General features: G+C 38.7%; 7 protein-coding genes. All 7 read right to left on the bottom strand.

Annotation, left to right across the window (positions count from 1 at the left end; genetic code table 11):
* Positions 1-5712: leucine-rich repeat domain-containing protein (locus tag AB3G73_RS23840; RefSeq protein WP_367745719.1), on the bottom strand; the 5712-nt coding region annotated here is incomplete at its 3' end.
* Positions 5713-5717: 5 nt separating this feature from the next.
* On the bottom strand, positions 5718-6104 hold the full coding sequence (locus tag AB3G73_RS23835; RefSeq protein WP_148364451.1) for a hypothetical protein: 387 nt from the start codon (positions 6102-6104) through the stop codon (positions 5718-5720).
* Positions 6101-6691 (bottom strand): N-acetylmuramoyl-L-alanine amidase, encoded by a 591-nt coding sequence (locus AB3G73_RS23830; protein ID WP_148364450.1) that lies wholly within the window; start codon positions 6689-6691, stop codon positions 6101-6103. Before AB3G73_RS23830 ends, AB3G73_RS23835 begins: the two co-directional genes overlap by 4 nt.
* Positions 6688-7062, bottom strand: a complete 375-nt coding sequence (locus tag AB3G73_RS23825; protein ID WP_148364449.1) for a hypothetical protein — start codon at positions 7060-7062, stop codon at positions 6688-6690. The genes AB3G73_RS23830 and AB3G73_RS23825 overlap by 4 nt, the downstream gene beginning before the upstream one ends.
* A gap of 10 nt (positions 7063-7072) precedes the next feature.
* Positions 7073-9412, bottom strand: a complete 2340-nt coding sequence (locus AB3G73_RS23820) for a DUF3672 domain-containing protein (protein ID WP_258979783.1) — start codon at positions 9410-9412, stop codon at positions 7073-7075.
* Positions 9412-12801, bottom strand: coding sequence for a hypothetical protein (locus AB3G73_RS23815; RefSeq protein ID WP_367745717.1), 3390 nt, complete (start codon positions 12799-12801; stop codon positions 9412-9414). The genes AB3G73_RS23820 and AB3G73_RS23815 overlap by 1 nt, the downstream gene beginning before the upstream one ends.
* Positions 12798-13214, bottom strand: a complete 417-nt coding sequence (locus AB3G73_RS23810; RefSeq protein WP_148364448.1) for a hypothetical protein — start codon at positions 13212-13214, stop codon at positions 12798-12800. Before AB3G73_RS23810 ends, AB3G73_RS23815 begins: the two co-directional genes overlap by 4 nt.
* Between the last annotated feature and the right edge of the window lies 1 nt (position 13215).

Genomic DNA, 13215 nt, shown 5'->3' with positions numbered 1-13215 from the left:
AAAGTATTTAAGTTCATCAAAGGACGTAATAACCGAGTTCCCTTTGAACTTAGTACCTAAATTGGTTACCGAAGCAGCTTGTTCGACAGTTAACTCACCATTGCTACCCCAACTAGCTACACACATATTCTTTACAGTGGAATCTTTGAAATCAATATATGCCTTTCCGGTCATATTAAATAATATATTTGGATAATAGCTTTTTAAGCTATAAAGTTTATCCGGAGAATAATTAGCAGAACAATGCAATTCTCCTGCTAGAACAGGGATGATACTGTCATCTCTATTTCCTTCTTGATTAATCCCATGATAATCATTTTCTGCAAATGCAACAAGAGTGTTTAGAATCGAACCATCTCCATAAAAATTCTCTTCAAAACCTATCGCTCTAATATATCGAAGTGCATGACCACTTTTTGAATAAATTGAATCCAATGTTGAAAGCGTATGCCTGTTTTTATCACAGTTCTCCACCCAAAAATCTATTATTTCATCTTCGTTATTTATTTTCAATACGGCCTTAGAATACCCAACCATTCTTATTTTACTGGAACCACTATTATAAGTTACGCTTTCAAGATTATCAGTAGGGTCCGGCATTGCTTCAATTATGTCATCGGAGTCAATAATCAGATTTGTAATATACGAGCAGTCTGATAAATCTAAAACAATACTACTTCCTGTAAAAGCAGATGTCGCTAATATCTTCAATGTATCAGGAAGAGTTATGGTGTCTAACCTGGAACATCCTATAAACTCGTTAGTCAAAGAAGTAATTTTAGATAATACAAGTTCATTGAAAGACTTAATTTCTTTTCCCACAAAAACATTTCCCAATTCAGTAACCTCTCCCATTTGTCTCTCGCTTGTACCTATCCCATCACCAAAATGTGCCGCACATAATGATTGTACTAAATTGTCCATAAAACGGGTATAAAAGTCTCCAGATATGTTCAAGGCTAGTTTCTTGAACGTTTCCCGCAAAGATTCAACCGTATCTTTATATGCACTCGCATTGATATTAAGTGTGCCGTCAAGCACCGGAAGGTCATCCTCACCGGACAATCCCTCACTGCTCAAACCGCTATATGTACCATCCGACAAATCCACCAGTTTTTCTAGTATCAATGAATCTTCATACGATTCCTCGAAACCGACAGCTCTAATACGTTTAAGGGCATGGGCGGTACCTTGCTCTGCCTGTGCATCCATAATGCTGACAAGTAATTCCATCGGTCGCATTTGGATACAGTCAACAATGAAGAAGTCGCTAAGAACCGGTTTGCATAATTCTATTTTAACCCCGTCGTTTGTAAGAAGGGGGTAATTGGATAATAATAGATATTGGTTATGCGCACTGAACTCAATCAATTCAAGACCACCACCATTAGGCAGCTTAATTTGAGATAAAGAGGTTCCATCAGCATATACTTCCTTCAGATGTGTACAAGCCGACAAATTTAAGTTTCCGCTAAGAGTTGCAATATTAGATAATATCAACTTTTGTAATGATACGCAGTTCGAAATGGTTAAAGACGAAATGCTGATAACAACAGGCTCTGTTTTATGCCCCAAGCGTATATCACGAAGCATACGTCCCTGGATAATCATGGAGCCGGTTACATTCTTATTGTGCCAGTCTCCTATATCTTGCAAATAAGAAGCTCCCTGTATCGCATTTTGTTGGTCACCGGAGCCGGACAGTTCTATTTCCATTTCGCATACTTCACCCGCTTTCGTTCTTTCTCCTCGGATAATAGATGTACCGTTAGCAATTGCCGGATACATATCCATTGCAGGAGTCAGCTGATACGTTATAGTATTTCCAGCTGCACGAACTGTAATGGTGTCCGTTCCATTCGCGGAGAATAACCCGAACGAATATTTTGACATCATATATAAGATACGCTTCGTGACCCATCGCTGTTCAGCAAGATAATGATCGCCCAATGATTGTGTGATCGGGTCCGTATCATTTGAATATCGTCCTTCATTGTATGCTAGTTTACCATATTCATAACAGTACTTCGCATCAGCATTGAAGGCATTTGCAGGAAAGTATTCCTGTGCCTGGTCGAAAAAGTACTTTTGATAAAATGCGTAAATTTTTTCAAGGTCATTACCAGATTTCAATCCTCCTAAAGCTTGCATACCCGTCATAGACTTGCGCATACTGGCAATCTTCTCTTCCGGGAAAGCGAGTTCCATCAAGTTAAAGAAATTGTTCGTCTCGCCATTCCATATTGCAGCTCCGGTTTCATCCAAGTCGTGCGTTTCAACGCTATATTTTTTATCAGGAAGACCGCGATTCGTTGTATCGAAACGAGTATCCGCATCGTCTACACGCCATCGCCACTTGGAAGTTATGGTACCGAAACAGTAGGGGTACGTATTTTTTGCACGTTCGTCAGTACCGGCATTGAACTCTACATTATTCATGAAAAACAAGCAGTCGTCAATCTCCCAATACAAAGGAGCTTCCAATCGGAATTTGGATATACGAGCGTTAATAAACAGGGCGTTCAGCTCGTCATTGCTCTTTCCTGTAAGATCGGACGCGGATAAGCCGTAACCATTACCCGCCAGTTGAGTGACTAAGTTTATTTGCCCTTCTCCGATATCAGAAGGCATAAATCTACCTTCTGCCGACTCAAAGTAGTAAACGTTGTATTGATTAATGTCATCCTGTTTAGCAATCCAGAATTCATAAGGCTCATTCTTGTAATCGGCAAGTCGGGCGTTCAGTTCTTCCAGCGTTCCATTGAAGGGACGCAACCTCGGGGAACACTGATATACAATGTTGTATGCCGGAATGAATCGTGAGATGTTTTCGGTTGTTCCTGCCGCAAAATTCCATGAATTCGCACCGTTGTATTGCCAGGCTTCTTTATCTTCATTATAAACGATATAAGGCTTATCCGGATTCCAGGGAACGCGGAAAAGAGTGCATAATGGAGAGTTGTCCGAACCTTCGATACTTATCATATCAGGGTATGTATCCGTATTATAGCCGAAAGTGTCCGCATCTCCCTTATCAGGACCGAACGTATACAAACCACGGAAGATATATACTATTTCCCCTTCATCGTTAGTTTGTTTTTCAAAGCAGACAAAAGGTGCCTCCCATACTGATACACGAACTTTCTCATCGTTCTGCATCGCTTCATTAAGAATACCGACTTCGCGTACTAAATCAGTGTAAGAGTTAACAGCACCGATTTTATGAGACTGCATAGAGGAAGCGTAATTTTTCTTGGCAGTAAATTTGCGCCCTGCCGGGAGATTCGGTGTCATTGACCATTTGGCACCGGCTTTTGAAGTTGTGCCGTCAGCATAGATTATAACGGACAGTTTCTTGTCAAGCTGATAGCGGGTATTCCATATCCAGTATTTCATGGATGATGTACCCTGACCTTTGCCGGTTACGTTACTGATTGTGACATTCCATTCCGGGTGGTCATAGAAAAGAACTTCAAGATTACCGATACGTTGTGTCTGGTCGGCCATAGATGGAATTGCATTGTCAAACACCAATACATTGAATTGATCCTTCGTGTTCTCAAAGTCTATTTCTGAACCATGTGAGTCAAGAATGTCATTATCTTCCGTTTCCTGTAATTTTGAATCAGTGGTGACCAGCCAGTTGATGAGATTTCTTAGAACACCCTGTGATGTCAGACCTAAATTATATTCGCGGATACCATAAACATCCACATCGGCATAATCCGATCCTATTACAATATTGCCGGAATGGGCAAAGTAATCGTTATCCTCGTAGGTAAATTCGCGATTCTTTCTGCCATTAATATACAAGATACAAAGGTTTAGTTCACTATGACCATAGGCGTTTGGTAGAACAGTCAATGTCAACCGTGTACGTTTCCCCTCGAAGGTATGCAGGCTCTGTACGCTATCCTCCTTTAAAGATTGAGTATGCATAATGATATCGTCCGCATAAATATTAAGTCCGACAAATGAATCTCCGGAAGGACTGGAGATGGTAATGACAGGTTCGGAATAATCGGTTACATTGTCAATCTTATAATCTATTTCAAATGTTTTTCCAGTACGGGCACACTCTGCAGAAAAAGGGGCATAGTTTATCTCCAGCAATGAACCTGCCATTAACCGAAGCGCTTTGTTCCCGTCTTCGTCCGACTGCCATCCGTCATTACCCCAGTTCATGTTCTCCCAAAGACCATCGATTACAGTACCGTCGATTTCATTGACAATCTCTTGCCTGTTTCCCTGCCGGTTAGAACGAGTTTTGGGATTCATATAAAATACGGCTCCGGCAGTTGCGGAATATCCCAGAGAGTTGTTGACCGGAAAAGTGATGGAAGATGTTAATTCTGTTCCGTTATCGTTATGAATGTGCGTAACTATTTCAAAATCGGAATTATCCATAGTCTCAATTTCCATAGGGAATGAAAACGTATGTTTGGTTGAGCAGGCAATAGAATCTTCATTGGAAGTAAATACGCTTTCATCATTTTGTGTAATAATGAAATGGGCGGAAGTGTTAACATTGTCCCCATTGTACATAGAATAGTCAAATAAGATATTCTCGGTCCAGTTAGTAGCCTTCTGGAGGACATTATTTATTGCAATAAGTTTAGCTTGTTCTCCGGCCACTGCACAGATTACGTTGAATGAGACAGTCTTTGTTTTAATTGTCCCGTCCGAGTTGGAAATATATGCGGATATATTATATACTCCCGTAGCTCCCGGATGGACAACGGAGTAATTATATGCGGTTTCAGTATATACAGACGTGCCCAGGGAAACCTGATAAGATTCATTATAGCCGTTTCCTGTAACGTTGACATATAAAGTTTTAGCAATGTTACCGCCAATGTTTAATGGTAAAGTGATATCACCGGTATAAGCGGTCCACCATTTAAAGTTATCAGCACTTATGGATAGTGAAGTAAGTTGAACTGTATATACAAAAGCCGGGGTTGATTCCTCTGTCACTTCTCCGGTAACCTTCACCATGACGTTATTTGCACCCGAAGACAAATACTCTGCAATGTCAACCTTAATCGAAACGGCAGAAGGTATATACATCTCCTTGACTACTACGTACTCGGAATTTACTGTATTTTTAACAGATATTTGTAACAGCCCTCTCTCCCCCGTATTTTCGTAAGGGTCACTAATACTATATCGTTCCTGAGATACGAATGTTAAATCTAAAATACATGGATCTCCTTTACTGGCAGACAGGTTTTTTGAGTCCAAGTTATTTACCACACGAATATTACGTTGCACCTTATCACCTCCTGACATGGAAACAATAAAGCCAACTAAATCATCAAATGTCTTAATAGCAGTACCGTCTGTCATTTCTCCAGTGGGAATAAACATCTCCGATGCGGGAATCCACCTATCATCCTGCTTCACTAAGACAGAACCATTCCGGGGATCTTCTGTAAATTCAACATCCTCCAATTCGCTCAATTTAGCTACTCCTTTGGACTCTTCCCATTCACCATCACCTTTATAATGATACTCTTTACCCTCTGATACTACATACACTTTACAACCTACGCGAAGACGCTCTTCAGGAAGAGAATCACGTTCTTCCAACGTTGAGACTTCCTTATATCCTCCCTTACCATATTTACTATCATGGGTTGGATATTTATCTTCATCAGTGCCCGGAACAATAGGAGCATATATATTTGTTCCTTTCAATTCTTCACTCATATCTACTACATTTTTAAGTTTTTCAATTTCACTATCACAATTATAATCATCACCAACATGGCAGTACCTCCAAAATCCAGTTTGAACTGTTGCCATTTAGACAGTTGCTTCTCCACCGGATAAGGAATCTGTATCGAATCTACCTTCATTAAAGTATCTGTTCTGTTTACGTACTGATATCTATACAAATACTTGTATTTATACTCACATACAGTATCTCCTTTCACCATCACATATACACTGTCACGATGATATATGCTGTCATATCGGATACTATCACGAGCCCGGTATTCGGTTCTTATCGTCTCGACAGGAATATATTGGGTTCTACAAGAGCTCAACCATCCCCCCAACGTGATAAGAATAAACAATATGCATGGAAGTAGCTTCATCTCTTATTTTTTTTCAAGTAATCTATTATTCCATCCACATGAATTTGTGTAACCATTAGTTTACCTTCATCAGATAATAAATATTCGACATCCTCCTTATTATCTTGAAAGAAGTTCTCCGTCAGTATAGCCGGACAAACTGTATCCCGACATATAGCAAGATTTTGCATCCAGAATAATTGCCCGGGCATTGGCTGACGAACAAAAACATCTTTTTTAATAGCTGTTTCCCCTAAACATACAGCCAAGCTCTTGCTATTCACTGATGCATTATTAGATACAAATACACTCCATCCATGCGCAGACAGCCAATCTGAACCGGAACCGGCAGCATTGCAATGGATAGAAACTAATATAGCATTACCTCCGGTTTCTCTATAAATCGTATTTGCACGCCTACATCGTACAGATAAAGGTATATCTACCATTTCTTTAACGATCCTTTCGGCATCTATCCCTTTATTTCTCAATCCGATTATTACCATACCAGCAATCCTTCTTGTATATTCCCATTCTCTCAATCTTCCATCCGGTGAACGCTTACCGGGAGTATTCTCACCATGTCCGTTATCAATCAATACTTTCATTGTTGCACCTCCTTTATTCTATTTTTAAATTTAGGTGGAATTCTTTTCAGACATTCCCATAAATCGCATCTACTCAATTCTGCTTCTTTAAGTTGCAATTCTGCCACATATCTTTTATGTATATCTTCCAAATGAGCAGATTGCTCCTCTCGAAGTTCAACATAAATAGCATCAATCTTCGCATCCCGTTGAGCAATACGTTCCTCCAACCAGGCAACTTGATTACGTTCATTCTCATTCTCTGCCGCATCTGCCGCTGCATCCTCTTTCCTTGCGTCAGTCTTCCGATTAACGTAAAAGTTAACCATCCACTTGATTGCTTCCAAACCTCCTAAAGCTCCGAGTATAGTTAGCCAGTCGTTTAGTTCCATATATACTCTACTAATCTTGCCTGTTTAGTACATCGTACCGAAATCCATCATATTTACTAATAAGAAGCGTAAGAGTATCTCCTTTAACCATTGTTACATTAATCAAATTCGCATTCCAATCATATACGTTATTAATTGTTATGTCATAGGACCAAGGTCTTATATGAAGAGTGAACATTACTGAAAAATCACCAGGGAGTGATGTTAAACCAAAATAAGATGCGACGGTTGATTCGGTTGGAAGGTTTAAACTCATATTGCGATTAGATGCAAGTAAATAAACGCTGTATTTTGAAAAATCAAAATCCTTACCATCGTCAGAGCTGCCATTTATCCAATATATGGGTCTGGCTATTTTCATTCCAATGCACGAAGTAGCAACTATGGGCGCATCTGATTTGATCCCATAATTTCTTTTCGCTCCGCTCACATTTATCATCATACCATAATTAGCACCATTGTATGAATCATTTTTAGTATTATTAGTGAACCTGCACGTTGAAGTGTAAGCTCCACCCGCTGTACCAGGAATTGTATCACCTCCTAATAACGAATAACTATCACTGTTTCCTACACGAATAAGGTTATTATATATCGCAAGCTGTCCGCCGCCATATTCTGTATTCACTTCAGAACCTATGCGACCACTTGTAATTTCAAAACCACCAATAGAGCCTTTTTCCGCAATTATCGTCCCTTTAAAAGTGCCTTTATCAGCATTCACTGTCCCATTAAAAGTTCCGCTATCCGCAATTACCTCTCCCTTAAACTTATACTTCTTATTTATCGGGTCAAGTTCAAAAACGATTTCATCATCCACTAAAGCAAAAATTCCAGAATGTTTATTTCCTTCTTTATCTATAAGACAGTCTTTGCCTTGTACAATGCCAGTCAATTTTCTATCAGAAGAACGTACCCCACTAAACATTTTAGGAGTTACAATATAATCTTCCCCTAACTCTGTTGCATAGCCGTTCCATTTCTCAATCCACGAAAGAAGATTTGCATCCTTTCCAGGCTCCCCTTTAATTTTTATAGCTTCTCCCCATTCTCCATCAGTAACATTCTTCGCTACTTTCTGCGAAATCCAAATAACAGACGCAGTTGCATTGGTATGCCAACCTTCTGTTGTGCCGTCTCCAACTGGTTTTGCCGGTTCCTTTTCACTGTCATTATAGGTTATGTATACCCTCATTCCATCTTCACCGTCCGCACCAGGTTCACCATTCGTACCATCCACCCCGTCGTTGCCATCTGTAACCATTAAAGCCCATACTGCACCAGTATAGATATAAACCTGACCATTATCCGTATCCCGATATGCCCAGTTCTTTTGAGGATTGGCAGGAGGAGTTGAAGAGTCTCCTTTCCAAACAATATCAAGACCATCTTTACCCGGCTCTCCTTTTAGATTTTCTTTTGCATCATTATCCAGATTGTCCCAAGTAAGTACAACACCTTTCATTGTACAAACGTATTCCAGTTCCTCCTCATTCAATTCCCAAGCAATTGCTCCTCCAGCAATATATCCAGACTTATTTGGTTTGAACAAAGCTGATTTATCTCCCAATTCAGCAGTACCATCCGGATATAAGCAATAAGTAGTATGTCCTGATTTATCAATTCCCTTTATCATTCCATTCACACTATAAAATCCTCTCGCTCCATCACCACCTGGAATATCTCCTCCCAAACGAACTTTCAAGCAATCTGACCAATCTTTTGAATAAATTTCATCCAACACATCAATAGCCGGTTGCAATCCTTCGTTAGCATGCATATAAATAGCAGAATGGCGACCTACATATTTCTCATCGTGCGAACTATTACCGAATTGCACAATATCATCTCCCGGAGCCGGTGGGTTCAGCACTATCCCCTCTTCATCCAAATCAAATTCAGATAAAGGAACCCGAATGATTCCATCTGCTACTGATTCTATCTCAACATGATAAACCTTCTGACTTCCGGTAAACTCCTGACAACGGATAAAGTCATGTTCCATAAAACTCATATCAGCATCTTCCAGTGTGATAAGATAAGCAGTTCCATCTTTCGATAATTCAACAGCCTTTACCTTCCCACAACCTTGTGTTATAGCTTGTGCGCCAATAATAGCCCTCACTTTACTGATCAGCATTTCGAATACAGTAAACTGTCCGCGAACACGAATCGAGTCTATTTCCAACATCCATTTGCCTTTGGCATATTCCCATATCTTCCACCCATGCCCTGCAAATCCTGACACAAAATCTTCCACATATTCTTTCACTCCATTTGCTAGTTTCTGCCCGGTTTCTTTAGCAGAACAAAGGAAGCCATAAAACTTACCGTTACTCAATATTGCCATTATTTTATTTCTATATTTAATACACCCGTCTGGATGCTGTTTAACCTAAAAACTGTATAACTCTCCGTATATCCATAAGCATTAGTAATCTCCCGAATCTCCTCTATCCAATCAGAATTACGCAATCCTCCAATCCAAAACTGAATGCCAGCTACCATCGATGTAGGTAAAATGTAATAAGGATATTTACCACCTGTACAATCAAACACAGTAGAAGCTTGCGCACGCCCCGCCCATAGACTGGATAAAGCCAATACTTCTTCATCAGTAAGCATTTCACGAACAGAAACTCCATAATACTTTTTCAATCTAAATTCAACAGAAGTCGATTTCGTATAAGTTTGTCCATCAAATATAGCCGACAAAATATAAGTTGTATCAGTAACAATACCTTCATATTGCTTTGTACGCATATTAACCGCAATCGTTTCTCGATTAATTGATTGAGATATTATATCCCGATCATAACTCCAAGAAAGATTTATCGTTTGCATGCTACCTTTCTCATACGTAGCTCCCCCAGTGAAAGTCATAGTAAATGGAAAGACCTCATCCATCAATTTCGAAACATTTGAAAATAATGTTGTGTTAACCGTCCACTCTGAAGCTCCTGAAAGACGAACTATCAAGTCATTTGTTTCCGATATTTCATCTGCTTCTTTACTCACATTAGTTATTTCCCCAAGAGTCGTAATATCACTCCTTATTGATAATTCTTCTACCAGAGCATCATCTTCTTCCACTAAAGCCATTGGAGAAACTTCTATAATTTCCTGTTTACGAACAACAAGACCGTTGTTAGCTTCTATCAGTTCTTCAGAAATTAATCCTTTAGAAAAACTAATTAACCCGGTAGCTTCATCGTCATTAATTTTACTTAAAGCACGCTCCCCGATCTCATTAATAATTCTTTTTGAAGAAAATGTATTTCTATCTGATGGCAAAGTTTTATCGTTTACTCCAATCACGTAGACACTAGTTCCACCTCCTCCATTTACACTAATTCCACTATATGTCTGTCCTTTATAAGTCAAAGAATCCACTTTACTTTCAATTGCTCCCAAACGAGAATAGGCAGCAGTCTCACCAACTGTATAAATTGGGTGATCGTAAGGAATATCCAAAGGCCATTCAAATCCGATAACACGGGATTGACGACCATCCTTAAAATATGCCTTATTGATAAGGTTCACTTTGTCTCCAACCTCAAATGTACGGAGATTACCGTTGTTGTAGATAAATTCCGGAACCATCTCACAATTATAAGTAGACGGATCAATCATCGACTTTTTTATATACTTTTTTGCCGTTTCAAACAACCTTTGTTCTGAATTAGGTAGCATCTGTTCAGAAATAAACGCAGTATCAAAGCCACTAAGAATATAGGTATCAGCCGGGACATCTTTTCCGTTTTCAAGATGAATCGCTTGAGGAAAAAGCGTATCATCTGGAAGATAGCGCCCGTAATTATCATTGCGGATAATTTTAAAAGTCGTTCCAGTAGCATCACTTTCTTCGATATTAATCACAAATTCAAGACCTGAAAGTTTACCTGTCTGAAATATTAGTGTAAGGTCTTTGCCCTTAAGTTTAAAGTCATATGTAAATTTCTTAAGTTCTGTATCCTTAAATGTGTAAACTGGATATTTGTTTTCGGTAGACTCCTTAGTTTCTTCATCTTTTTCCTCTATCCATTCAGGGTCAGGAACAACATTGGTATTACCTACATATTTAGGATATTCATCCTCAAAAGTAACAATCTCTTCAACTACTTCTTCTTTTGGCATTTCAACGTTATCCGAATCGTCATAACGTTCATCATCAATGTCCATACGTTCCCCTGTTGGACTATAACGATAGGCGTCAACATAAGGAATCCCTTCTGGTAACATTAATCGTTTCTGAACAATTCCATTTAAGGTCATTTCTTTATCGTCCTTGCTGAAATAACTATCAGGGACTTTGCCTTTGATGATGTTGTTGATGGTATATCTGTCACCTAAGGAAGCCGTTACTCCTTCGGGAAGACGGATAACATTTGAATTATCTCCTGTTAGCAAATCTGGGTTATAAACAGCATAGAATATCTGTCCAACGTTTGAACCGGAAAGGAATGTCACCGAAGTATTGGTTGAAATTGCTTTATTTTCCAATATTAAATTAAATGAAATACGTGCAGAAACACCACGAGGAGCTATATCAGTTTGTGCATTCACTGTCAGTACTGCTTCCAAACTATCAGCATCTTCCTCTATATCAATAGAAGAGGGAAGATTAAGTGTATCCTTGAAGCCATTTACTGTATTATCAACAATATAGTGCTCTCCACTGATACTATACATAGTATGAGATGTACCAGATTTTATATAACATAAATCCAGCTGATAATTATACGTTCCTTTAGGGGGATAATACGCAGTTGAACCTGTACCAGTTATTCCACTAATCATAAACGGAATAGATGTCGTTAATACTGAATAAGCTCCTTTAGTTAATGAACTTATCACAGTATATTTAAATTGTTGACTTCCATTAGTGATAACTTTATCAATATCAATTTTCCCTTCTACAGTCTTTTTAGGGATTAAATCACGTGACGGAAAAAAAAATATATCAAGCGCTCTTTCTGTATCAGATATATCCCGTCCATTAACCTTCTTCACGTCAAATATCAGACTTTTCCGATAGCTAGCGGGAATATTACGTGTAGAACCAAAAGCGTAAATACGAGTCGCATAAGTTGTCTGGCTGTCACTGCGTGTCATGCTGTTGACATTCACATTCTCGGTATCCGTCAGGTTGCCAGCCTTAAAATCAACAGGAGAACTATATTCACAACGCCCGAAACAAATCTCATGATTTTCTATCCACCATTCACACTCCCATGTCTCCGCCATTTGGGTAAGTGCGTCAATCAGATTCGTATTATCATAAGATACGAGTTTGGAAGATTGCTCTACTGTATCATCTATTTTAGAAATAAACTCCTGATCCCTGAATTTATAGCCAAGAGCATTCAAGTTGTCAATAAATACTTTTAAATGAGTTTCAAGAGTAGCTGTCATGTTCCATCCAGCTTCTCTTCCTGTATTCTTTGGAGTATAGAAAAACTTTTTATTCTTCCATTTCCAATAATAAGCATCAAGACGCAGTTCGTAATCATACCCTCCTGTTTCTGCATTATAAACAGGTTTGTAAAGATCTATAAGTTCAAATATCCCCAATTCATTATCTATTCCATCTCCTAAATTGAAATAAACAGGATTATCCAAAGAGAACTTTAAAGTTATATAGTCTTCTTGCATCAACGTGAATTTACGCTTTGATCCCTTGTTTATTGGAGTAGAAAAACGAATATTTCCGGTTACATCTTTAATATCTACTATCATATTGTTCTATCATTAGGATTTGGTTCATAAAGTTTAAGAGTGAACTTGCCAATACCACGCATAAACTGACTAAACTGGCTACACGATTGATATATTGTCCTGTACACAACATTCGGTTGATACTTAGTTCTAACTTCAAGCATTCCTGTAGCCAATTCTTCACAAAAGCTATTGTACCTTTCAAAAAACTGCTGTTCATTGGAAGCTACCAAGTTTATGTTAAGAGTCAAGTTTCTTGTATCCAGTTTAGATTTCGTCACAATAACTTGTTTTCCGTGTTCTAATCTACTTTCATTCTCAATAAACACTTTATTAGAAACAGGTGTCATTAATTCTGACAATGAGGTATCATCCATACTAATTCCCCAAGTAGTGTAGGCATCTTTGCCGTTAAGGTATAATTCATCTTTCATA

Origin of the sequence: Bacteroides sp. L008, assembly GCF_040812255.1 — a bacterium.
In the GTDB taxonomy this organism is placed as follows: domain Bacteria; phylum Bacteroidota; class Bacteroidia; order Bacteroidales; family Bacteroidaceae; genus Bacteroides; species Bacteroides vicugnae.
The sequence above is the reverse complement of the archived record's forward strand: the minus strand, read 5'-3'. Positions and strand labels throughout refer to the sequence as shown.